21 protein-coding genes are annotated in these 25041 nt (G+C 47.6%); 2 read left to right on the forward strand and 19 right to left on the reverse strand.

Annotation, left to right across the window (positions count from 1 at the left end; genetic code table 11):
* Window positions 1–51: 51 nt before the first annotated feature.
* The 3 genes from L0660_RS15860 to L0660_RS15870 form a co-directional block, all read right to left on the reverse strand.
* Window positions 52–1413 carry an exopolysaccharide biosynthesis polyprenyl glycosylphosphotransferase gene (locus L0660_RS15860; protein WP_235160294.1) on the reverse strand — a complete coding sequence of 454 codons (1362 nt, stop codon included), beginning with the start codon at window positions 1411–1413 and terminating at the stop codon, window positions 52–54.
* Window positions 1414–1722: 309 nt separating this feature from the next.
* On the reverse strand, window positions 1723–2979 hold the full coding sequence (locus L0660_RS15865) for a WcaI family glycosyltransferase (protein ID WP_235160295.1): 1257 nt from the start codon (window positions 2977–2979) through the stop codon (window positions 1723–1725).
* A gap of 91 nt (window positions 2980–3070) precedes the next feature.
* Window positions 3071–4222 carry a glycosyltransferase gene (locus tag L0660_RS15870; protein ID WP_235160296.1) on the reverse strand — a complete coding sequence of 384 codons (1152 nt, stop codon included), beginning with the start codon at window positions 4220–4222 and terminating at the stop codon, window positions 3071–3073.
* Between the two features lie 493 nt (window positions 4223–4715).
* On the opposite strand from L0660_RS15870, the gene L0660_RS15875 reads away from it, so the two are divergent.
* Window positions 4716–5681 (forward strand): phytanoyl-CoA dioxygenase family protein, encoded by a 966-nt coding sequence (locus L0660_RS15875; protein ID WP_235160297.1) that lies wholly within the window; start codon window positions 4716–4718, stop codon window positions 5679–5681.
* Window positions 5682–5688: 7 nt separating this feature from the next.
* Window positions 5689–6744 (forward strand): acyltransferase, encoded by a 1056-nt coding sequence (locus L0660_RS15880; RefSeq protein WP_235160298.1) that lies wholly within the window; start codon window positions 5689–5691, stop codon window positions 6742–6744.
* On the opposite strand, the gene L0660_RS15885 is transcribed toward L0660_RS15880, so the two are convergent.
* The 16 genes from L0660_RS15885 to L0660_RS15960 all read right to left on the reverse strand — a co-directional run bounded on the left by L0660_RS15885 (window position 6716) and on the right by L0660_RS15960 (window position 25013).
* Entirely contained in the window at window positions 6716–7570 is an 855-nt protein-coding gene (locus L0660_RS15885) for a glycosyltransferase family 2 protein (RefSeq protein WP_235160299.1), read from the reverse strand. The two genes, L0660_RS15880 and L0660_RS15885, sit on opposite strands and share 29 nt — an antisense overlap.
* A gap of 16 nt (window positions 7571–7586) precedes the next feature.
* Complete coding sequence (locus tag L0660_RS15890) at window positions 7587–8456, reverse strand: aldo/keto reductase (RefSeq protein ID WP_235160300.1); 870 nt, start codon at window positions 8454–8456, stop codon at window positions 7587–7589.
* Entirely contained in the window at window positions 8456–10105 is a 1650-nt protein-coding gene (locus tag L0660_RS15895) for a GMC oxidoreductase (RefSeq protein WP_235160301.1), read from the reverse strand. The genes L0660_RS15890 and L0660_RS15895 overlap by 1 nt, the downstream gene beginning before the upstream one ends.
* Window positions 10083–10670: a putative colanic acid biosynthesis acetyltransferase gene (locus tag L0660_RS15900; RefSeq protein WP_235160302.1), complete on the reverse strand. Its 588-nt coding sequence runs from the start codon at window positions 10668–10670 to the stop codon at window positions 10083–10085. The genes L0660_RS15895 and L0660_RS15900 overlap by 23 nt, the downstream gene beginning before the upstream one ends.
* Complete coding sequence (locus tag L0660_RS15905; RefSeq protein ID WP_235160303.1) at window positions 10657–11868, reverse strand: glycosyltransferase family 1 protein; 1212 nt, start codon at window positions 11866–11868, stop codon at window positions 10657–10659. Before L0660_RS15905 ends, L0660_RS15900 begins: the two co-directional genes overlap by 14 nt.
* Window positions 11869–11897: 29 nt before the next feature.
* Entirely contained in the window at window positions 11898–13292 is a 1395-nt protein-coding gene (locus tag L0660_RS15910; RefSeq protein WP_235160304.1) for a hypothetical protein, read from the reverse strand.
* Entirely contained in the window at window positions 13289–14548 is a 1260-nt protein-coding gene (locus L0660_RS15915; RefSeq protein ID WP_235160305.1) for a glycosyltransferase family 4 protein, read from the reverse strand. Before L0660_RS15915 ends, L0660_RS15910 begins: the two co-directional genes overlap by 4 nt.
* Entirely contained in the window at window positions 14545–15540 is a 996-nt protein-coding gene (locus L0660_RS15920) for a glycosyltransferase family 2 protein (protein WP_235160306.1), read from the reverse strand. Before L0660_RS15920 ends, L0660_RS15915 begins: the two co-directional genes overlap by 4 nt.
* An 11-nt stretch (window positions 15541–15551) precedes the next feature.
* Window positions 15552–16583 (reverse strand): hypothetical protein, encoded by a 1032-nt coding sequence (locus L0660_RS15925; RefSeq protein ID WP_235160307.1) that lies wholly within the window; start codon window positions 16581–16583, stop codon window positions 15552–15554.
* A gap of 5 nt (window positions 16584–16588) precedes the next feature.
* Window positions 16589–17725, reverse strand: coding sequence for a glycosyltransferase (locus tag L0660_RS15930; RefSeq protein ID WP_235160308.1), 1137 nt, complete (start codon window positions 17723–17725; stop codon window positions 16589–16591).
* Window positions 17726–17734: 9 nt separating this feature from the next.
* Window positions 17735–18658: a glycosyltransferase family 2 protein gene (locus tag L0660_RS15935; RefSeq protein ID WP_235160309.1), complete on the reverse strand. Its 924-nt coding sequence runs from the start codon at window positions 18656–18658 to the stop codon at window positions 17735–17737.
* 21 nt (window positions 18659–18679) lie between these two features.
* The gene (locus tag L0660_RS15940) at window positions 18680–19219 is read right to left on the reverse strand and encodes a DapH/DapD/GlmU-related protein (RefSeq protein WP_235160310.1); all 540 of its coding nucleotides are present in this window, start codon (window positions 19217–19219) and stop codon (window positions 18680–18682) included.
* 10 nt (window positions 19220–19229) lie between these two features.
* Window positions 19230–20177, reverse strand: coding sequence for a hypothetical protein (locus tag L0660_RS15945; protein ID WP_235160311.1), 948 nt, complete (start codon window positions 20175–20177; stop codon window positions 19230–19232).
* 9 nt (window positions 20178–20186) lie between these two features.
* On the reverse strand, window positions 20187–21008 hold the full coding sequence (locus tag L0660_RS15950) for a hypothetical protein (protein WP_235160312.1): 822 nt from the start codon (window positions 21006–21008) through the stop codon (window positions 20187–20189).
* 33 nt (window positions 21009–21041) lie between these two features.
* On the reverse strand, window positions 21042–22325 hold the full coding sequence (locus tag L0660_RS15955) for a lipopolysaccharide biosynthesis protein (protein WP_235160313.1): 1284 nt from the start codon (window positions 22323–22325) through the stop codon (window positions 21042–21044).
* Between the two features lie 312 nt (window positions 22326–22637).
* A complete protein-coding gene (locus L0660_RS15960) occupies window positions 22638–25013 on the reverse strand; it encodes a tyrosine-protein kinase (protein WP_235160314.1) in 2376 nt (791 codons plus the stop codon).
* Between the last annotated feature and the right edge of the window lie 28 nt (window positions 25014–25041).

Here is a 25041-nt window from a genome sequence, read left to right on the forward strand (position 1 = left end):
TTTTGATCATTATTTCTGATTAAATAGTTGAAATGTTTAAAATTCTGGCTGCTATCTGCCGCGTCCCATTACCATCACCCGAATCGTTTGGACTATCAGGCTGACATCGGTAACCATGCTGTATTTGGTCAGATAGTTCAGATCGTAGCGGAGCCTTTGGACATTTTCATCGATATTAGATGCATATCCCACCTTGATCTGTCCAATAGAAGTAATGCCGGGCTTTATGGTCAGTAACGTCATAAATTCCTGCGGCACCTCCTGCATAAGCATGTCCACATCGTACCTGAAAAGCGGCCTGGGCCCAACAATGGACATATCGCCTTTGAATACATTGAGGAACTGGGGCAGCTCGTCGAGCCGGCTCCGCCTCAGTAATCTGCCGAGCGGGGTAATGCGCGGGTCGCAATCGCCCTGGGAATGTTTCAGGCCAAATTTATCGGCATCCTGGTACATAGTCCGGAACTTGATGACCTTGAAAATCTTCCCCCAGCGTCCCGAACGTTCCTGTAGAAAGAAAACGGGCCCGGGCGAGGAGAGGGCAACCAGGCCCATCAGCAGCAGGAATAGCGGCGCTCCGAACAGCATGACGACAACGGAAAATATCAGATCGAATGCCCGCTTGATCGTTTCATCCTGAATACCCGAAAAGGGCTTTGTATTGAGCTGGATAACAGGGTATTGATCGTGATATTCGATGGTGGCCAGGTTGTTGATGAACCCGCCGAAATCTGGCACCAGGCGCACTTGTGCCTTTTGATGCTGCGCAAAGCGGATAACCCCTTTCACGAGCATTTCATTCATATCCGAGAGGCAGCAATAGATGTAATCAGGCTGTGTTTTTTGAAGAAAATGCTCTAAAACAGCCACTTCGTCTTTACTTTCCCCGACCTCATAACTGCCGCATTTCTTGTAACCGAGCTCCTTTCTGTCATTGTAAAATCCGTCGATCAAACCGGCAACCTCTCCTTTGCCGATCACGGCGTAGGTTCTCAGGTTGTATCCCGCCTGGCGACAAAAAAGGATAAATGTCCAGATAAGTGCACGGGCAACTATCGCGCTGGAAACAAATAAGGCGTAGGTCAATAAAAACTGCGTCCTGGAAACAGCCCCGCTGTTCTGACTAAAATAGAGAAGGCCGAGAATGAAGGAGACATGGATCACACACGCCTTAGCAAGAATTATTGCCTGACGGTATGGTATATACGATATCCGACTGAATTCGTATGTTCGGAAAACATAAGTGGTAAGGATCCATAACAAATTCCCTATCAACAGTAAATTGATATACAAATGGTCGGGCACCTGCATCTGAAATCGGATGTAATAAGCGACTGCAAAGGATACATTGAACATCATAAGGTCTGTCCAGAGGTGTACCTTGGGCAATAGTCCGGTATAGCGATTTATCATAAAATCGTTGTCAAAATAGTTGCCAAAATGACTTAGGCCTTATAGAATTAACTTTGTATAATGCAAAATAAGAGATCGGATTCTATGATGCTGGAATAGCATGCCGGGACAAGAGGGTTTGTCGTAATTTTCATACTGCGGATGTTTGGAAGGTTGAGATATATCTTACAAATTGATAAGGCTGGGGGTGCCCTGGATTCAACTGCTGCGTCAAATGTACTTTTTAATTGATTAATTATCAAGTATATAAAATTAATTTTCTATTTTTTTAAAGTAAGTGCATGCACCGGCAGAAAATAGCTTTCACTTTCAGGCAGTAGCGAGCAGATTTGATTCAAAATCACCGATGATGGTGTTTTTGGTCAGGTATTTCTGGGCATATTCTCTTGCATTGCTTCTTAGAATATTTAAATCCTGATGTAATGCGGTTTCGATCCCTTGCACCAGCGATGCCACATTTTCGGGTTCCACCAAAATGCCCATTCTGTTGTTCGTGATCACATCGTGTAATGTGGTGCCCGGCACGGCTGACACGATCACGCAACCGGCAGCTGCAAGAATTCCCGTCAGCTTGGAGGGCATAACCAGATCGGAAGCCGATTTCTTTTGCAAAACCAGGTGAATGTCTGCGACCGCGAGCAATGCTGAGAGATTTTCGTAAGGCTGCAGTGGATAAAACTTAACATTACTCAGCCCCAGTTCTTTGGCGAGCCGGATCAGCTTGTCCCTGCCACCTCCCGATCCGCAAATTACAAAATGCACGTTTGACTGTTCCATATACAGTTTGGCAACTTCAATAATGATTTCCAAGCCCTGCTTTTCGCCCAGGTTACCGGAATACAAAATCACCTTGTCGTCGTTACTGATCCCGAATTGTTTCCGCAACGACAGCTCCCGGCTCAGCGGGCATATAAATCCGGAATCAACCCAATTTGGAAAAAGGATCACCTTGGAAAGGTCAATGCCTTTTGCCTGAATTTTCCGCTGCATTCCCTCGCTGATCGTCGAAACTTCGCCTCCCCAGTCAAAAATGACCTTTTCCAGTGCAAACATTAATTTTAGGAAATGCCTGTTTTTGATCATTCCGAGGTCTTTTGCAACGTCCACCTGTAAATCCTGAATGTGATTAATGAACCGTACACCCCGGATCTTGGCATATATAAGCGGCAGGATGCCAATGTGGAAGGGCGGGCTGATACAAAGCACCACATCAAATTTCTTTTGAAAAAGCGTCATGAACCACCAGGGCAGGATACCAAGGAGGAATGAAAATTCGTGCAATATGCGATTGAGAGATGTTACGTTTTTAGGAACATACAACGGACTGCGGAATACCTTAACGCCATCGAGTATCTCTCTGGTCCACCATTTTCCTTTGTGAGAAGGAAGGACTTCCCAATCCGGATAATAGGGATGGGCGGTGATTACATTCACGTCATGTCCGTGTGAGGCAAGCCACACACCGAGCTCGCCGGTGTATTTTCCTATGCCTGTCAGTTCGGGAGCGTAATTGATACCATATATCAAAATACGCTTTTTTCCAGTAGCGTTTATTGGCTTTTTCAATGTCTGGTCGAGTTAGAAGAGTTTGAGTAATGGCAGTAGCATTCCTGCCGGACCATTGGGGATAGTCCGGAAATTGATTGTTTAAACTCATTCAGGAGAGTACTTTGCCGAGCTTGCCTGCCGCTTTTTCCACCGAAAAATCTCCCAAAAACGCCTTACGCGCCTGGGTTGACATTCGAGCCCTGTCTATCTGCGAAAGCGACAACCAATTGACAAGTAAATTCCGGATTCCGTCGGAGGTGTCTTTTTCCACCAGACCTCCGCCGTTATGCTCAATTTCACGCCAAATATTTACCTGATCGGAAATCAGGACGGGTCGGCTGCAGGCCATGGCTTCCACAACGGCAATGCCGAAATTCTCCTGATGACTGGGCAGTAAAAACGCTTCACAACCATAAAATGCGCCCCATTTGGCGGGGCCGGAAAGCATACCGGGGAAGTATATTTCCTGGTCATAGCGCGCTTGTTTTTTAATGCCCATCCCGAAAGGGGTATCCATTCCGGGGCCGGCGATGACCAGTGGGGGGAGGTCGTGACCTTCGGATTTTAAGGATAAGTAAGCGTCAACGAGTAAATTGACCCCTTTTTTTGCGTCTATCCTGCCCAAAAAGAGCAGATAGCCGCCTCCTTTAACATCGCAGGCCCGGCTAAAAGCCTCCTGCATTTCAATGCTATATAGTGGCGGACGATGTACGCCAAGCCCAACAACCATTTCTGATTTCGGGTAATAGGAACTGAATGTGTGTCGCGCGAGTTTTCTCTCCGTTTCACACGTAAAAAAAATCCCGTCGGCCATGTTAATAATACGATGTTCAAAAAATTTCCAGATCAACCAGTTTCTCAAACTCTTGATCTCTCTGCCTTTCGCCTGCTGAAACCACGGATCGAGCATCCCATGCGGCATCACATAAATTTTGGGTGGGTTAAGCATGTTGCTAACCGCTTCATAAACAGCGTATGTGTGATACTGCCATAAGCCATGCACAAGCACGGCGTCATAATGCCTCAAATTGTTTTTCAGCCAGCTTTGCAGTCCAGCGCTGAATTGCCATGCGCTTTTTCCGGGGCCTGTAAAGTGAATGGGAAACGGATCGTCGGTTTCGGGGTTTGCCGTTTCCGGGCCCACGCTCACTACTTCACTGTAAATGCCCTGGTCGGTAAGGCCCCCGATCATTGTCCGTATAGCCTGGCTTATGCCTCCGGCTTTCGGATCCATTCCGGATACAACGTGGATAATTTTCATTTGACAAAGCGGTTCTGTAGCAGCTGACCGGGTGAATCAGTGCATGCGATTACAAACGTATACCTGGGAGCGTTTCTGCATTTCTCCGGTAAGTTTTTAGTAAATTTTCACAACAGGTTTAACCCCCTGTCAGGAAGCTGCCAAGGCTTTGTAAATGGGATAAAAGACCTTCTTTTTTTATTAAGCCTGAGATGTGTGAACCGCTGCTGAGGGGGGAAAGACAAGCGATATAATAAGCATGATCAGGCCTGGATTACAGTATCTAATGTAAGAAATATCTGCCAACTTTAATGGAAAATGGGGTGAAGTGCTGGATTTTAGGGGTGAAAAAAGGAAATTTAAACCGGCATTTTTTGTATGGTCTTTTTTGCGGAAATAATAATAAATTATCAGTTCAAAATATCAAATTAATTTATTATATTTAGCTGTATATCAACATGATGTAAGACAACACCGCAATTTTCCATATCTGCATAATCCTAAAATTCAATTTATGGATTTTCCCTTATTTAGTGACGCTTTCGATCGTCTGGAAGCTGACTCCATTGCGCACGAACTGAAATATGGAAAGGGCTACCATGTTTTTGACAAAGCACTTTCGCCGGATGCCGTCAACGCACTGATCAACATCGTTTCACCGGATGAACTGCTTGTCAATAACAACAACCTGGGCTATGTGCGGGCATACTGGATGAAGTATCTTTCGCATACGCTGGCACTTTCAAAAGAGTGTTACGATGTCATCACTTCCGAGCGGATCCGTGGAATTTGTCGTTCTTTTTTTGATAGACCATTCAAAATCAGCAATCAGAGAATCTACGAAACGCATACCCGCTCGCACCTTCCCTGGCATACGGACAATAATCTCCAATCCGGCAATGCTTACAATGGAAAACACGACCTGCCGGGCATCATGTTCCTCTTTTACCTGTCCGATGTGTGGGATACCAACCCTTTTCAGCTCATTCCCGATTCTTACAAATGGTCTGAGCAGCATACAGAGCGCTTTTTTTCGGATAAATTCATTGAAAAAAACTATAAGGACGAGATTGTGACCGTGCGGGCGCCAAAAGGAACTTTGATCGTTTGTAACACCCACCTCATCCACAGGGCGGAACCTTTCAGCCGGCCAGGTTTCCGCCGGCTCACTTACCTGTTCCAGATCGATGAAATGTCAAGTCTGCATGAGGGGCATGGTGAAAAAATTCTGCTTAATCCGGCATTTGTGAGTGAAACAAGCCCGGAAATCCTGACTTATCTGGGATTTGGCACCAAGACCAACTATCCCGCTTTTCCCGAAACTTCCGTTTCCACCATGTTGCCACACGATATATTTTCCTTACAAAAAGGCATTCTTCCCAAAGCCATGAAAGGCCTTGCATTCGCATTTGCGAGAAGCGTGATTCCGGGATCTGTCATGAATGCTATCAGAAAAAAAATTCATAAAGGCTCTATTTAATCTCAAAATGAACACTTCTAAAAGGATTGCTAATCTGGATCTTTTCAGATTTCTGGCCATTGCCCTCGTTATTTACTACCACATCGGGGAGCGCTTTACGCTGGATAAAAGCGTCGCAATCGGCAAATATGGCGTGGAAATGTTTTTCGTGCTGAGCGGATTTCTGATCACCAACATTTACTATAAGAAAAGCGTGGGTGAAAATTTAGTCCGTTTCTGGCTGCAAAGGTTTTTGCGAACATATCCGCCCTACCTGGCTGCTTTGGTCATTTCCTATGCTGCCGTTTTTTTGGGCAGAGGTCAGGCCTTTGATCCTGGCTTTCTATTCTTTTTCCAAAACTTCTATCAGGTCATACCCTTTTTTAAAATTTCCTGGTCGTTATGCATTGAAGAGCATTTTTACCTGGTTTTTCCATTGGTTGTCCTTTTCACTTCGCGTGCAACTTCATCAAAACACGTTCGTCTCGCCATGTGGGTCGCCATCACGTTGACTCCATCTGTAATACGGTCTTTCGCAGGGGATTTTCAGATGAAGGAATTTGGCTATTACACTACGGCTACAATTTTCCGGTTCGACGGGATCGCGCTGGGGTGTACGATTTCTTATTTTATCAACCATTATGCATTTTCTTTTAAGTCAAATGGTTATTTAACGCTGTTTTGGGCGGCTGTTTTTGCCGGGACTTCGTATTGGCTGGCCGATGTCGATTCTCAATTCAAATATTCAGCAGGTTACCTGTTTCTGGTCATTTCCGCCGGAATGTTGCTCGTTTCTTTTTATTATTCGCCTGATTTTGTGCTAGGTAAGACACTTTTTGTAAGGCAAATTGCCCTTATGGCTTATTCCCTTTATCTCACACATGCCCTGATCCTCAATGTTTTTGATAAAATATTTCACAAATATCCGGCCTTTACAATCCTGGCTGTCCCTGTTTGTGTAACGGTGATGTTGCTGGTTGGGCTGGCTTTCTATAAAACCATAGAAGCGCCCAGTATAACATTAAGGGACAATTTGTTACATTATCAAACCTGGTTCAGAAGATCAACGCGTCGGCCATCTTGAATTCTTGCGGAGCCGAGGGTTTCTGATTTTTCAATTCCCGCATTTTGATCTGGATCAGGAATTCGTAATAAGCAATGTTGACGCAATAAATCAATCCGGGCCTGCCTTCCATAAAGCCGAAATTAAGGAAATATGCCTGTGTAAACCGGATCGCCGGCCATAAATGCAGGCGGCTCAGCCATGATTTCAGTGCTGGATTTCTTTCGCTTGAATGGCCGGAAAACATTTTTTTGAAGGGCGGACAATTGTTGATCCGGCTATGGGCCTCCTCATCTGAATACCGGTTATGCCGGTTGATCCAATGTGACCAGCCTTTTGAAAAGCCGTAATGCAGATAGGGTTCTCTCAAATACTCGATCCTGCCAATGACCTGGTCTTCTTTTTGCCCGTGCCCGAAATCCTTAAAACGCCCATGCTCCCTTCTCATCAAACGGAACTGCCATTTCGGAAAATTATCACAATTTTTGAGCCAGCGGTTTTCGTACATCATCTTCCAGCAGCAGTAAAAACCGGCCACATCATCGGCAGCATGTAATACAGCTTGCCGCATAGCCGAAAAAAAAGCATCGGTCATCACCTCGTCGGCATCCAGAAACAGAATCCAGTTGTATCGAAACGGAATGTTATCAAGTGCATAATTGCGTTGTTTGCCGAAGCTTTCGAAATCGTTATGCCAGATTTTTACACCATGTCCGGCCCCGATTTCCAGTGTATGGTCAGTGCTTCCCGAGTCCAATATGTGAATATCGTTTGACCATCTCAGGGATGCCAGGCAAAGCGGAAGGTCCTTTTCCTCGTTTTTGGTGAGAATTACGACGGATATCATAGGGTTAAATTTTAGATTAATATTTGCAAGAAGGGTGAATGGGTAATTCCGGTACTAGCCTGACGTTCTCTTTTAAGTGGGATTCGCTGAACATGGAACATAAAACAACACTTTTCGGAAAATCCCGGATCAGTTTTTCGATCTTCCCGCCAGGACTCATCTCCCAGGTGCCGCCCCGCAGCGGTGAAAAGATAATGTCGGATTTCCCTGAGCGCTCTTCCGCCAGCTTGCGATAGGCCAGGACGCCCGGCGGGCTATTGAATTGCAGAATATCAAAACGGTCAAAATAGGATTCGTGCAGGTGTTTCTGATTCTGCATGTAAGCCAGCCCGAATGCACGTATCTTTCCACTAGCTTTCAGCCGCATGGCCATTTCAGACAACTCGTCAATGTTGGTAATGCTTTTCAACGGTTCATGGACCAGGAAATAATCGAGATAGTCTGTTTTTAATGCTTTCAGGCTCTCTTCCAGGCTTTTCTGCATTTCCATGCTGTTGATCTCGACTCTTTTGAACAGCATATCAGACGCATTTTTTCCGTTGCCTTGCTTCGGGGGCAAAACGGCATCCTGCTTTTTCTCCGAACCCCGCAATGCCCGAACTATCGGTTTAATCGGACGGAGCAGGCTGGCTTTCCAGTCGGCCTTGATCCCGAACTTGCTGGCCAGCACAATCTTGTCCCGGTTATTTCTAAACACTTCGCCCACCAGTCCTTCTGCATCGCCGAAGCCATACGACCGGGCTAGATCATAGTGTGTTATGCCGTGTTCAAAGGCCAGGCTGAGCGCCCTTCGGCATTTTTTCGAGTCTACGGATCCCAGTATCGGCGCACATCCCAGTCCAAGTACAGAAGAGTGGATACCCTTGACTAATTCAATTGTTCTCATCAGTTCATCATTAAGTGTTTAGCAAGGCGGCAAGCAAATGCCCCAAGCAAAAATGTAGGATTGGCCTGCCCGGATGTAGGGCATACCGAGCTGCTGCAGACGTAAACATTGCTCGTTCCCCACAATTGAAGGTTGCTGTCAACCACCCCTTTGCCGGGGCTGTCGGCCATTCTTGTTGTGCCGGACTGGTGCATGCCATCGCGTGACATGTTTTTGATCGCATCATATAATTCATCTTCTTCATACCAATAAGTGAGCTTGCCGCAGCCGCATTTTTGCAGCCAGCTATCCAGCGCCTGATGCGTTTTGATCACAGAGTTAATGTCCTCATCCGTAAGCGAATAATCAATGTGCAGCGTTTCCTGGTCCTCATCCAGGTAAAGCCGGTTTTCGTAATGTGGCACCTGCTCGGAGTGGAAATGGAGTGCGTATTTGTTTTCGGGAGAAAACAGGAACACGCCGGGAAGCTTCCTTTTTAATAAATATCTTTTGTAAAAAATTGCTGCGGGCGTTAGCAGCGAGCGCGGTAATTCACGGATAATGTTCCGGATATGTCCATTGATCCCAGTCGTTTTTCCTTTTGTGATCGATTGTGCAATCGCGGGCGGTGCGAGTTTTTTTCCTAAAAATGGTGTGATCATCGCCAGATACATGAACGACATGGCACCACTTCGGTGTAAGGGGTTGTAATATAGTGGGTTATCGAGCCAGATAGCGGTGTTTAGTAAGTTGTTTTCTTTCAAAAAATCCCTGGTAAACTGAAAACGCCTGCGGATGTAAGTATTATCACGGCCTTTCATAAAGCCGTAGTCCGTTTTGGCAGGATTTCCGTTGAAAACAACGGAGGCAATTTTTCCTGAAATATGGCCCTGGTAATAATGTCCCAAAGCAGCAGGGACTGCTTCCAGGTTACTAAAAAGCTGTTTGTTGCGTAATAATATCCGGGTGGTTTCCTGTGCGCCCGATGCCAGCACAAACCTTTTCGCTGTAATTTCCAGCCTTTGCCGGGTGAGCACATTGCGGATGGTAGCGGATGAAACTGTGCCTAATGCGTCGGGTGCTTTAAAATCCCTGAATTCGTAACCTACCAGAATGTGTATGTCCCGGGATGCCTTCAACTGTTCGGCGTAACGTTTCCCGAAGCGGGTAGGCATGCTCCACCGCTCAATGACCGAGTCGGTCACGATGCCTTCTTCAAACCCTTCTGCAATATGCGTGTTCCTGAATTCCTTGATCTCATTCAAATTAAACACGGGTTCGCCGCATTCAAAATATTCGGCTGTTTTGGGCAGGTAAGGGGCGAGGTCTTTCAAAATGTCCATGCCCCAGGTACAGTCGTCGCCGGTAACGCCGCGCTCCATAAAATCGATCTCGTCATACATCACACATCTGCCGCCCCAGGTCGCGGAAGTGCCGCCCAGGCCTTTGTTGGTGCACTCATAGGGGCCGTAATGGTTCACATGGTTATGGATTCTGATAGAATCATCCAGTGAGTTCCGGTCATTTTTGCCCGCATGGCCGTACTCCACGATCAGGATTTTCTTGCCTGGATTGAGTCGGCTGTATTCGAGTCCCGTAATGATGCCAGCCGGGCCGCTGCCGGCAATGCAGAGATCGTAAAGCATGTTATAGGGATGTGTCAAGTTCATTTTTGAGGAGGAAATTATTGCGTTGTCTGATGGGTAAAGCAGGATTTCCGGTGTACACCATCCATGGTTCCAGGTTCTTCGAAGCAAGGGCACCTGCACCCAGGACACTTCCCTCTCCGCAGCGCACACCCGGCAGCACAATGGCTTTGGAACAAATCCAGGCGTAGGAGGAGATGTAGATCGTCTTTTTAATATAGGTAAAATCGAGGTGGTTGTAATCGTGCGTGGCGCCGCACAGAAAAGCATGCTGGGACAGGATCGAATGATGGCCCAGGTATACGCCTCCCGGATTGTAAATCTCTACATTCGGCCCGATAGTGACCACATCTTCTGTTTCCAGAAGCCAGGGAGCCCATATTTTACAATCGGGATAAATAAAATTGGCCTTACCGATCTTTGCCCCGAACATACGCAGGAAAAACACCCGCCACGCATGGAAAGGAGCAGGGGTCCACGAGCACAGCAGCAGCCAGGTTGCCTTCCAGAGTAACCTTATGATTTTGTTGCCTACCGAAAATACCGGACGCTTGTATGGATCAGAATCGTTGATATCATGCTGAAACATCAGAGTTGTAGTTAAGTGAAACATTTTTGGCAGCATTCCCTGCCACGGACAGATAAATCTTCTCGATCTTTTCAATCGTTATCTCACTATTGAAGCGCTTAACGTTCTGTAATCCCTCATTTACCAGCTTTTCCCGTTCTTCGCGACTGAACGACAATAGTTTTTCAAGCACTTTTGCAGCGTCGGTTGCCCATGCTTCGGCCTTTCGCTCGTCAGCAGGTCTGCGGTCAATAAACAAGGCGGCGTCGCCCGCCACTTCTGTCATCGGCGTTTCCGAGGTTGTGATCACGGGTGTGCCGCTTGACATTGCTTCGGCAATGGGCCAGCCAAATCCTTCTGCCAGGGATGGGAAAAGAAATGCGGCTGCCCCCTGGTAAGCCAGCGCCACAAAAGCGTCGGGCTTGTCCACCAGAAAGTGGATATCATTTTTGTAAACAGATTGGGCGTGTGCTTTCCTGATCACATCGTCAGGTTCCGGCCCGATCATGAGCAGCGGCCGTTTATTTTTTTGATTTACACGCCATTTGGAATAAATTTCAATAACACCCCTGCGGTTCTTGTTCCATTGATTGCCGCCCACGTGCAGCAGATAGCCGTTTTTGAGGTTTATCCCTGTTTCGGTTTGAAGCGACGACAATGTGGCTGACGGGTCAATACAAGGTGCATAGGACTGCACAAGTCCGTTATAAACCACTTCCGAAACTTCGGGACGGCTGCCCAGCAGACTATGCAGGTCATGCTGTGTTTTTTCCGAAATGGAAATGAAATTCTTTGCTTTCAGAAAACCTTCGCGTATGAATCCCTGGTATTTTCTCCCGCTCCAGCTGTTTTTATTTTCGGGGATGAGGTTCATCGCCGAGAACTGCGCAAGGAAATCATGGCAATGCACGATGTGATTGTGGTCGCGGATCAGCGGCGCCCAAAGGCCCAGCGAATGGTCGGTAAGGACATAAAGCGTGTCTTTCGGCTGCTTCCTGATCTGCTTTTTTACCAGATAGGGAAACAGTACATATTGATCGATATATCCCATCCACTTTTTTAAATTGGCGGGTCCCGGAACATTGAAGCATTTGGGTTCCGGAACCCATAACTGCACCTGATGGCCGCGCTGCCTCATGCCTTCCACCAGCCATTTGGCGTAGCGCTGGGTGCTGATGGAGCCCAGGAAGACCGGGTGTGAGAAGAATACAATGTTCATAAGTGGTTGAGCAGGCGTTAAGGAGTGGGTTATTGAGTTACTTCGGCATCGAAATCTTCTAAATCAGATTCATTGTCAACGTATTCGGGTCCTTTCAGGGCGGCGAGGATCAGGCCGCCTGAGAGCACTGCAAAGCCCAGCGAAGCAGGCTGCGCCCACTGGCCTTGTAAAATGTTGATCAGCGAAAAGCCAATGAGCATCCACGGCAGAAAGTTCTCAACCCGCAATGCCCGGATGGAATTAAGTGTCATGCTTGCAATGAGGTGGAAGCGCAATAGGATCGTCACCAATCCCAGCACAAGGCCCATTTCGCCGATAATGCGTCCCCATTCCCCTTCGGAGATCAAAAACCGGTTGGTGCCCGTCATCAGCTTTGCGCCTGCATTGGTGCCCATACCCAGCCCTTTCCCGATAAAAAGGGACTGCTCGCTGGTTTCTGTGACTGCCGAGACCATGCCGCCTAAAAAGCGGTCGCCCAATGTCCCTTTCAGCCCGCCTTCGATCCTGTCGGCCGACTCGAAACGGGAGATGAATGCTTCTGTGGCGGTTTGGAAAAAGCCGAAATTGGACAAAAACACAAACAGGATGATTCCGGCAATCAGGGTTCCAGCCATGCGCGGCAGATAGGTTGGCTGCCGCGATGCCGCGAGCACACCAAACAGAAAAGCGAGAATAACCTCAAAAAGCAGCGTGCGACTGATGGACATGGGAATGGCGGCAAGCATACAGCCGGTGGCAATGATGAGCAGCCACTTGTTCACATGCTGTGCCTTGTCCAGCCAAAAAAATACGACATAAATCGCCACAAACCCATAATACGAAGCCAGTCCGGTGATGAAAGAAAAAGTGCCCGGCGGCCGGTAAAAGCCCATTGCCCCACTAAAACCTCCGCCGGCAATATCCCCGCCTACGCCCCGGTTAACCCAGGCAGACTGCGGGCTGTAAAACTGCATAGCCATGAGTATGGTCATGAAAGGCGCGATGATGAGCAGCATACGACCCATTTTTATCACGTCCGTGTATGTGAAAACGGTCCCGATCACAAAAAGCAGCGGAAATTGCACCAGCATGATCCTGGCGCCATAAACAGCCACGGTAACATCGGCATGGCCGACGAATAGGGTGAGCAAAAACGATACGAATGTGACTATTATGGCAATAATGGTGTACGCATTGCTCGTGAAAATGCCTTCTCTGAATGCCATGATCAGCACGGCGATCGCCACCGGATCGCGGACGATGAGCAGGGGCGTGGCCAGGCTAGGGAAGACCCATTTACGCAATGCGCCTTCCAGGATCAACAGCCAGAAATAGAGCCATATCCCTTTTTTAATGTAGGACACAACCTTTTGCTGCCGGAGTATTTCCGGGTTGATCTCCTCTTCCATCTCGGTGTCATTATCCCAGGGGCCGGTTTGCATCATTTTGTAGCGCCGTTTTTTTTCTGATATTTTTCAATTTCCACAATGATCTTGTCGGTATATCCGGCCCATGAATAACTGGCTGCGTGCCGTTGTGCATTGGCGCTCATTCGTTCCAGCTGACCGGGGTTATCAATGAACCATCTAAGTTTTTCAGCAATGGCTTCCGGGTTGCGGATCGGGACTTCAAAACCCGTTTCACCTTCAATTACCAGGTCTTTTCCGCCTGTATTGGATGTAATGATCACGGGTAATCCCTGGCTCATCGCCTCCTGGATCACCAGCGCACGTCCCTCGACGATCGATGGCAGGCAAAAAACATCGCAGCTGCGCATCAGGCTCAGCACATCCGCATGCGGGCGTGTGGGCTCGTATGTGAAATGCGAAAGCTGCTTTCTGTAAAAGGGCAGTTCCTGCATTAAGCTGCCTAAAACAACCAGCTCAATTTGTGTCGTGTCCAATATTTTAATAGCCTCGAAAAGATCTGCAAGTCCTTTGCGCTGTCCCATGCTTCCTGCAAACAAAACGCGAAGGGGCCGGTTACCAGGTGTGTCTTTTCTGGTGGGTAACTGGTTTTCGGGAGAGCCGAAAGGGGATACGATGAGTTTTTTGTCGGTTACCAATTTTCCCAGCGAATCGGCCACGAAGCTTCCTGGCGTGACGACAATGTCGGCCAGTTCCAGCTCCATGCTTTTTCGTTCAAGTTTTTGTTTCGAATCATTGATACCCCCGGCGAGCGTTTCCGACCATTCGGGTAGTCTGGCAGCTTCTTCCATTAACAGGCGGCGGCTAGTCTCCCAGAAAGCGATCGGGAGTTCGTAAACGCACGTCATACCCAGTTTTTTGGCCTGTCTGAATGTTTCCAGCGCTCCATCCTCATAGGCATAAACCACATTTAGTCCACTTTTTTTAAGGCTGGCGAGTTGTGTGGCGACGTACCTATCGAGGCTATGATATACTTTGTCAATACAAAAAATGCCCGATTCGTGTGCGGTAAGGGATTTCATGCCTGTTTTATTACTGATCATCCTTCCGATTTCAAACCATGGGTAAGTATGCGTGCTAGTGTGCAGCGCTTCGTCAAACTTTCTTCTTCTGAGCTCTGATAATCCGGGGAGCTGGGAAAGCTTATCCATTACCGTGTCGGGAAATGTGGCAATGGTCGTGTAAAAGCTGTGGAGGTTACCGGCTTCTTCAAAACCCCTCGCAATGGCACGTACATTTGCATTCCCGGTTGGATGTGAGACAAGCACTTTCATCTGGTCTGTGGCCTGGTTAAAATCAGTTTCTTTATGTTTTGTCTAATGACTGCGGCGGTATGCTGATACGATTCAAGCACCTTTCCTAAACCGTTTTTATGGGTCCAGATAAAAAATTTTGTCGCCGGTGCCGAGGATAATTCCAAAATCGCTGTTTCGAGTTCTGCCTTTTCCTGCTTGGAATACACTTTCCATGACAGGCATCCCGAATGAGCAATTGCGAAACGCTGTTTGGCGCTTACGACAGGTTTTGTATCCCAATGATGCTGCGCAAATGCCGGCATTAATGCATCGCTCAGAACGGCATTCAAACCATTGATTTCCGCAAGCTTACGCCGTTTCCGAACATTCCCCTGATCCGTCCAAACGCGGTAGGCGGACAGAATTTGCGGACTGTACACATTTCCAAATCCCGCTTTGGCAATGCACACCGAGAGATAGTAGTCTTCCGCGAAATCCTGGGAACATTGGATGTATTCCACCTTTTCAAGAGCTTCCCGCCTGAACATGAGGATGTTTGCAGCGACGCGGTAACCTTTCAATGCCGCTCTTAATGCGTCCGGGCTGCGCTGAAAGCCAGCGTTGCGCATAAGTCTTCGCGGCTCGCCCGCATAACCCTGCTGATCTATTTCCCGCACGGCAGCGTGCGCATAACCTGCGTTCGGATGGTGGGTTAGCAATTTGGAAAGTGTTTCAATGTATTCGGGCAGCAGGGCATCGTCGGAATCAAGCCTTACAATAAATTCCCCTTTTGCTTCCCGCAGGCAGGAGTCTGTGTTTTTGGAAATCCCTTTATTAAATTTCTGGCGGATAATTCTGAGGATACTGATCTCGGCCGCCAGGGTTTCCAGTATCTTCCAGGTGTTGTCCGTACTGTGATCATCGGAAACAATGATCTCATCCGGTAACAGCGTTTGCACCATCACACTACGGATGGTCAGCCCGATGTGCTCGGACTGGTTGTAAGTTGGAATGCAAACGGAAATTTTCATTTCAATATGGGTTAGGAATGATCAGCAAGCGCATGCACGGATCTGAGAATGTTTGCCGTATAGGTGGATTTTTGCCAGTTAATGCATTCGCTGTGACCGGCTGCGCATAGCGGATGTAAGTCTCTGGCCAGGTGCAGGCAAGGGTGACAAATGGCGTCCGCATCCACCACTTTTCCTTTGAAAGCAGGCGACACGATCCGGGCCCGCAGGGCTTCTGTGAGCAGAATAGTGCATTTTTTACTGGCTGTTTGTAACAGATGCGATGGAAAGCTGTCCGTACTGATCGCCCACCTTGCTCCCTGGGCCAGCCTGATGATGTCCATGGGTTTATGGAACCGAATGACTTTCAACCCTGCTTTTTCGAATGTATCGGCATAGGCATCATTGGCAAAAAAAGCATAGTAAGCTTCCGGCATATGTTTCTGCGCCCACCAGAGCGGAACAAACTGCCTGCTGGTGCCATTTGGGAAAAAAACAATGTGCTCATGAAGGTCATGGGGAATGTTCAGCGAACTGGAAGCGTGTACCGGTGTGCTGAATTTTTCAAGCAACCGCGGATGAAATTTTTCTACCTGAATTTTAAAATCCCCGTAAGAAATGTGCCTCAGTTTTTTAATCCCAATAATGTCCAGATAACCCTGGTAACACGAAATCCATTGAGCAGCGGGAATCTGGACCAGTCCCAGCACGTCCGCCACATTAAAGATCCAAGTGTTGATATAGTCTTTAAGCGCTTTCTTCTTTTTGTCGTGAATAACCGAACGCTGATACGGGGATATGAAGCGCTTTCCTTTTATCAGATCTTGAAACAAATGTCTGATTCCCAGGTTGGTGTATGTCAAATCCGGTTTACAGGAATTGTCTGTGACGATGATCAGTTTGTCGCCGAATGCAAAGTCCGCCAGCGTTCCGAAATAAGAGGGAATGCAGATCCTCAGCTTATAGTCGGGCAGCAGATCAGAGACGGCATAAAAGCCTACCAGCCGCATCCAGATATCCCCGTTGCCGCCCTTGGTTGAGTCAATTGTGAGAAAACGATCCATATGCGTTAGCTTAGTTTTGGCGCTGTTAAGTTGCTGTTTGCTAGCATTTTAAGAAATTCGTTAGAGACGAACTGAGTGCTCCATTTTTCAGGTTCTTTTTCTTCCAGAAAATCATTATAGCCGCTGATCTGGCTGTCGTATTCCGGGATGGAGTTCCAGGAAGAAGTCAGCACTTCGAGCTTGTGCAGCTTCATGGCTGCATACACGCCGCTTTTGCCATAATGCTGCCGTGGCGTACCGGATATTGCTTTGTCCAGGATTTGCAATACGGTTGAAACCTTTGCTTCCGGTAATTCGCCGAGATTGGCAAATGTTACCTGGTCCTCAAATTGCGCTTTCAGTTTTTCATATTCGCCGGAAGCTCCAATGCGCCCGAAGGCAATGAAAACCAGCTTTCTGCCTTCGGATAATGCTGCCGAATGCTGTTCCCGTATGGTTTTGTCAAGATTACAGCCCGGATAAAGGCTTCCGAATAATCCAATAAGCAGATACTGGTGGCGTTCAGGCTGTGATATGCCAAGTTGTTCATAAACTGAATCCACAAATCGGGCGTCCTTTGGCATAAATGAAATGTTACTGAAAAGAGGCAGGATTTCTGCTGCGATCTGCTTGTTTTCCAGCACCAGCTGGTAAAGCCTGTTGCTGGTCGTGATGATCTGCGGACCAAGCTTTTGCACCAGTTCCCTCGCAATGCGGATCTGGAAAAATCCGTAAAGCTTGTGTTTCAATGGTGACAGCCTGGTAATGCCCACCCACATTTCGTGAAACATGATATGGCAGGGAATGCCCGCAGTGATTTTTTGCAGTGATCCGCCCAGACCAAATGGTAATCCCCTTTTTTGAAATCCATAAGGCACATATTGCAAGCTGATCCAGTCGGGCCTGGACATACGGATGAATTCACCGGCCAGGATCATCCGTTCGGCCCGCGGCAGGCGGCTGGACAGCCTGGTGACGCGTATTGCCAACCCTCTGTCATATTGGATGCGCTCCTGGTCTTCCGGGTGTGCGTGTACATCATTCAAGGCAACAATACATGCCTGGTGACCGGCCCTGATCACCTCTGACGACATGCGACGCACATAGTCCCCGACGCCGTCGGATCCTTCTTGCAGGGATGGACAAATGAACAGTATCTTCATTTCGGGCAGTTATAAGATTCTTTGTATGGCCCAGGCCGGCAGCGTCGAAATCATCGCCTGTGCGAGCCTGATATGCAATTTGTTTTTTGGGTAATAAGGGCTTTTCATAAACGCGATAGCCAATTTTTTGTCTCCCCTGCGGAGGCTCATATTGATGCCGGGAATCAGCTTGGATGATACGAAATCATATTTCTGCTGCTGGTATCCTGGCGGCACGTCAATGCTGATCACATTGCGCAACAGTTTGTCAATGGTAAGGCCGCCCGAAGTGGCTGCCAGCGGGTGCACGCGGTAGCAGGCGAGTTTGCCGGAATGGTAGACAAAGTTTCCTCCCTTTACGGCTATTTTCAGGAAAACCTCGAACTCGGGTGTGTTAAGGGTTGTATCAAAGCGGTATTTCAAAAGCAGGTCGCGCCGGATCAGCGCTGCCGACATGGGCACGCTATTGTTCAAAACCGTGGCTACTGCGTCCGCAATGGGTCCGTGCGGCAGGGCGTCGCGGTGGTAAGCAGCATTGGCTTCATCGGTGAATGCGTGCAGTATTTCTCCTTGTTCATCTATAAAATACTGATTGCTGAATGCCACGTCCGCGCGCTGCTTTTCAAGCATTTCCACCAGCGAATGTATAAACCCGGGCATCAGGATATCGTCGTCTCCGATGATGATGATGTATTTTCCCGAAGCGATCTGCACACATTCGTTCCAGTTGCCGGCCAGTCCCAGATTTTGAATGTTCAGGTTGTATTTGAAAAACGGAATGTTTGCGGCCTGCTCCTGGCACCATTCCATGATCTGCTGGTCGGGCCCGTCCTTTTTGGGGTCCTGCGATACGCATATTTCAATGTCGGCATAGCTTTGTTCCAGGCAGCTCTGCACCGATTGTTTCAGGTATTCCAGGCGCGAATAGGTGGGTATACAAATGGAAATCAGCATGGTTTTTGATCGAGTAAACGCTTACTGGAATAATCTTTTGTAATCATTGGAATAGGTAAAAGCCTTGTTAAATGCCCGTTCTCGTGTTTTTTTGGCAGGAACGCCTGCTACTACATCGAATGGCTGCACATGTCTCGTTACCACAGCTCCTGCCGCTACAACAGCGGCCTCGCCCACATTAACGCCTGGCAGGATCATGGCCCTTGTCCCGATCCAGGCATAACTGCCGATGCTCACAGGATGGTCACGTCCGAGGAAATCTTCGGAATCCATATCATGATCTCCCGTAAGGATGCACACTTCATTGGAGATCGATACATTCTCACCGATCGTGATGCTGCCCCGGTTATCGATCCTGCAATTGGCGTTGACCACTGAATTGCGGCGTATGATCAGGTTTTTGGCCGAATCGAATGTGCAGCCCATGAAAATATGGCTTCCTCTTTCAATGCTGAACTGCATGACATGCCGGTAATACCAGAGCCTGATCCGGTTACTGGGAATATGTTTGATCCAGTGGTTGCACAGATATAATCGGATTTCTGATAATAATCCCTTCATCCTTTTTTCGTTAATACCGTTTGTAAAATCTCCCCAGGAAAGTCGCTATTTTCATTTCCAGCTGTTTCAGTCCCACGTAATAGCCTGGGTAAAGGCGCACGGCATCATTGGTATTATTCCAATAAGCCCTGTCCGAAAGCGACGGTGGGTTCCCTTTCAGAAAACTCAGCATATAGTTCTTTTTCCAGGGCTTCGGGCTGCCCGTCGCGTGCGACATCACCTTCCCGCCGTGTACAAAATCCATTGCTTCGGGCCCATACTCGCTGAGCGGCACGCGGCTGCACATGGCGGCAATGTTTAATGCGTCCTGGTCTTTGGCAAAAAACGGATTGGTCCGGTCCAGATCGAAGGTGAAATCGTTGAGGTCCATGTTATAATCCGTTACAGATATATCCACGAATTTTTTATACAAATGCGCGAATTCAACGTTTTCCCGGCTTATTCCCCAGAAACCTGCATTGATATAGGAATGTATGTGGTTGGTTACTTCGAGGTCATTTTTCAGGATCAGGTCGCGCCATAAGATCCTTACCGGATGCGTTGCGGGCATGTCGTTGTTGGTGATCTCATGCACGAGCGGGACGCCCAATGTCAGCCATAGTTCGTAAAATGACCACCTGCATTTGATCACAATGTCGGGATCAAAATAGAAGACACCGGATACGTCTGAGGAAACCTGCTCCATGAGCTCAATGACAAAGCCAGGTTTGTAGTTGGTAAGATGAAAATCGGTTTTTACGGGGATAAAATGCACATCGATGCCATCTGCGGGGGTAATCGTGCTGGCATTGTCCCAGTGAAGTACCCTTCCTTTTTTTCCGTTTGCCCACTCGGGAATGCTTCCTTTATAGCCCGCATAGATATGCCCGGTAAACCCGTTTTTAGATAGCGAATTGACCAGGGCTGCCACGCCATAATGGTAGTGGCCTTCAAAAAGGGTGCAGACGACTATGTTCATTTTAATGGGTTACGTGAGTATGGTCCTTGTATTCTGCATCAGAAAATCTGCATACCGACTCATGCTTTCCTTTGTAAGGTGTATGCCGTCGACGGTCTGGTAATCATGCAGCTGGCTGGATTCGATCCAGGGATAATTTTTGTTGTTTAAAAATTCCTTCAATTTTTTTCGCTGAAAGTCCATCAGCCTGGAATTATAAAGATCTTTGTGCACAGGCATCTCAAAAAATACGATCTGACATGCTTGTCCCGTGATGTAATCCAGATGCTTTTCCAGTTCTGCCAGTATGTTGTCAATCTCTTGTGTGTCAGGATGTTCATTGTAGATCCAATAAAAACGGTCGAGTTCATCCTCGTTCAGCCGCCAGCTTGTCTGTTTGGCAGTTTCTGGCGTTTTGTTATTGGATAAATGCTTTACCACTGATCTAACCAGCGACCCGGGCCTGTTTTTTTTTAGCAAAGCCGGGGCGATTTGCCTCAACTTTCTCCATTGTTTGTCAAAAATCTGGGTAACGAGTTCTTTGTCTGAGCCTTTGAAAATATAATTTGTCTCAATGAAAACCACTTCCGGGACCTTACCCGACCTGGCAATGATCTCCAATCCTGTGCAGCTACCGAAATAGGGAAAACACAGGTTAAAAGCGCCTTCGGACAGGTAATTATCAAATTCTCCTATCAACCCGGAGCCTACAAAAACTTTGTCATAATGTCCGTGGTAAACGTATTCTTCGCACCGTTCGACACTGTCATACGATTTGTAACGGACGGCCGGAAACATGCGCAAACCCATGTTGTAGCCAATGAAAAGGCCGGAAATGCTTAATAGTAACACTGTTATCACATTTTTTCAAGCTTATGGTGATCATTACGCCATTGAAATATGCTTTGTTTGTAAAATTTTAAGGCTGCAAAATGCTGTGTTAACCAGTAGCTGGGCCAAAGCAACCACAACATTGAAAATCAAAACCCCTTTTAGATCCGACACATCAATAAAGGCAATTCCTGCCACCACACTCAGCAGATTGATCCCAATAGAGAAAAAAGGCTGAATGGTCCACCCCCTGCTGGAATAGATCCCGTAAACCGCCCCGCTGATCATTGCTACCGAACTGCCAGCCATGTTCAGCACAAGCGCCGTTTCCAGGTCGGTATATTCCCTGCCCAGCACCGAAAGGATCACCGGCGAAAACAGCCAGGAAACCGTTATGATCAGCACTGCAAACATGGATAACCCTGCCATTATCATTAAAAAGCTGCTCAAAAGCTTATTCCGGTCCGCATTTAACCGCGCAAACCTGGGAATGATCATGATCGCGAACATGACGTTGAAAAAATTCAAGACCATCGAAATCCTGCCCAATGCCCCGATTTGTGCCACCGCAAATGCGGTACCGGAAAGCGAAACCAACCAGATAACAATCTGGCCGGAATAAGCATAGTAGACAGTCAACGGAAATATCCGTTTTACCATTTTAAGCATCTCCGCATTCACAGCTGCATTCACCGGCTTGCTGAAATCAGCGAACCGGCCTGCATTTTGTTTCAGCTTCACATTGCCCCAGATCCTGGGTATCCCATTGGCCAGCAATGAAATGAACGTCCAGGGGAAAATGGACAATGACAGAATGCTCAGTACAAAGCGCCCGATCCCTACCAATAACTGGTTCACCTGCAACGACTTAATGTCTTGGTGCAGTCTGGATGGGATTTCCAGGATCGAATCCGATAGCCCCGCAGTAAATGCCGGGATCAATGCCGCCGCGATCAGTAAACTCGTTGGCCATCCTGCTCCCTGATGGATCAGAAAAAACAACAATATGGGAAGGGAAACACACAAGCTCAGCACAGCAAATCTGCGCCTGAGATACAGCCCCGTCGACAAAACCGTACCCAGTTGCTGCCTGTCCTTCCATACCGGTCCGCCTTGCGAGATGATCGCATTGTTGATCCCACTGTCGGAGAGCACCATCATCGTTCCTAAAACCGTATTTGCAATGGTGTAGTAAGCGTATTCTTTCATGGGCAACAACCGGATTATCAGTATGCCTGTGATCAGCCCCATTGCCTGCACGGCTGCCTGCGTTCCTCCGGTGATCGCAATAAGCTTACCCCATTTCACTGCTTTGTCGTAAACAGCGTACGTCTGCATTTGTTCGGAAAGTTTTTTCAAGCCATTGGATGGTTAATACGACAAGACAAATCCCCATTTTACTTGTTGATTTCCCTTTAAAGCTGCAATCAGAACGATACAGACGGCTGCTTTTTCAAAACAGACGATCCTTAATCAGCATGTAATCTTGGTGCAACCCCCCAGTTGCATTGCACGACGAATAAGACAGTATCCTAATAATTCAGCTTTATTTAACGTATTGGGGTATACGTAGGGCAAAACTTTACATTCCCGGTCATTGCTGTCCGGACGGTCTGGCTTGCCTAACTTTAATCTATCAGCTGTTTTTTATCAAAACATTCCTGTCAGTTTTTTCAGTGTCTGGTTAAACCCAAAGCCATTATTGGGTATGTCTTCTGTGTGATATCCGTAAGCATTTCCACCTGATCCATATACATAGCCGTAACCGAAGGCGTAATCCACACCATTGTAAATCAGGCTGAGATTGGCAAAACGCTTGGTGCGCTGTAATTCCTTAATGTGTTTCAGGTGATCCAAAAGTGTGTAGTTGAACCTTACAACATATAATGTCGCCTCCACGTGTTCTGCTATCAGCGCAGCGTCGGTTACCAATCCGAAAGGTGGGGAGTCGATCAGAATGTAGTCGTACTGTGTTCGCAGCTCCGCAATCAGTTCGGGCAGGCGGCCGTTGCTCAACAATTCGGATGGGTTAGGAGGCAGCGGGCCGCAAGACAGCACATCGAACTGCGGATGCAGACCGGATGGCTGAATGAGCTCTTGCAAATTCTTTTGCCCGACCAGATAATTGGACGCGCCTTTTTTATTGGTAATGTCCAGCCGATCATGCAGGGAAGGTTTGCGTAAGTCTAATCCCAGGAGAATCACGCGCTTATCCGAAGACGCGAGGCTAACTGCCAGGTTTATACTGATAAAACTTTTGCCTTCGCTGCTGATGGAAGAGGTGAGCATGATTGTGCGGCAACTGCCGTCGCCCATATATTGCAGGTTTGTTCGAAGAGCCCTGAATTGCTCGGCAACAGCGCTTCTGCTCGTTACTTTAATGATCGATTCGGAAGGCTTTTTCCCTTTTGAACCTTTCATCATGCCAATTTCACCAAGGATCGAGGCGTGCGTGATCCGCTCCACTTCTTCCCGGTTTTGGACTGTGCTGTTGAGCATGAAAATCAGGTTGATGAGAATGATCGGGATTACGATGCCAGCCAACCCTGCACCAAGCCAGATCACGGAACGTTTTGGTTTTACGGGCAAATAGGAGGAAATGGGCGCGTCAATTAACCTGCTGTCTGTTACCGTAGAAGCATATGCCAAGGCGGTTTCTTCTCTTTTTTGGAGCAAATACAGATAGAGGTTTTCCTTGATCGTTTGCTGCCTTTTTATCCCAACATATTCTCTTTCTTTTTTGGGAATGCTGCTTAATCCGGACGAAAACTTGGTATTGATCCCGTTCAGGTTCTCCTTGGTTGCGGCCATCCCTCTTTTCAGGTTCTGCACATTCTCCTGGATCGCCTGCCTGGTTTGCTGCATTTGCGTATTTACCGTCTCAAAAAGCGGATTTTCCACCTGCGTGATCCGTGCGTAACGTTCGCGCTGCAAGCTCAGGTCATTGAATTTGGTCAGCAGCGACACGAGAATAGGGTCGTCGATCATGTAGGTGGCGGGAGCAGGCGCACCGTCTCCGGCATTCTGGATGTAATGGTCCACACTTTCCAGCACTTTTATCTGGGTGTTGATCTCATTAAGCTTGCTGTCATTCTCTTTAATATTTTCCAGAAACAGCTGAGATTCAGCGCTGATATCGGTCAGTCCTTTTGATTTTTTGTACACTTCCACATTTTTTTCTACCTCGCTGAGTTCTCCGGTGATCAGGCCCAGGCGACTTTCGATGAATTTGAGCGTGTTGGAGGCTTCACTGTTTTTATCGTTCAATGATGACTGCACATACACATCCAGGAGCTTATTCAGGATGTCTTTTGACTTTTGCACTGAAGTATCCTCGAAACTCAATTCGAGTAATGTGCTCTGCGGATAAAGTACACCAACCGTGAGCCGGCCGAGCATGCCGCGGGTAAGCGCCTGCGGATTGTGAAAACGGACCTCAATATCGTGGTAACCAGAATTTGCGCCCTTTAACACTGAAAAAAGGCCCCAGGCGGTTCTTATCTGCGTCCCGAAGCGGTATGACTCAGTGTTGTTATTGATACGGAAATGCCCCAGGCTGTCCGTATGGATCACTAACGGATGTGCGTAAGCGTAATCAGTTACAATCTGCGCGTCGATTTTCACCGGACTTTGCCCGTACAGATCAATCGTGCTCAGGCCGTCTTTGGTTTGAAATGATATGTCCAGGTCGAGCTGCTTGACCACCATTCCCATGAGTAACTGGGATTTGAGTATACCAATCTCATTTTCAAGGACTTTGTTGCCATTGAACTGAGCCATTTCCTTCATAATGGTTTCTTCGGGTCCTACCTGCGTCTTGCTGTCCTTGATCAGGAGGGTCGTTTGAGAGATATAGGTCGGCTGCGTGGTAGCCAGGTATAAATATGCTCCGCCAAGGCATAGCGGAATGATCAGGAAAAATAAATACCAATAGTGCAGATACCGGCGCAAATAAGCCTTAAGATCGAATTTTTCGCGAAGGCCCTCGTGATATTGGGTAGGATGCGTAGCGTTTTTGTAATTCATATCATTATGGTTATAACGTGTGGTTGCC

The sequence above is a fragment of the Dyadobacter sp. CY351 genome, assembly GCF_021502625.1.
In the GTDB taxonomy this organism is placed as follows: Bacteria; Bacteroidota; Bacteroidia; order Cytophagales; family Spirosomataceae; genus Dyadobacter; species Dyadobacter chenhuakuii.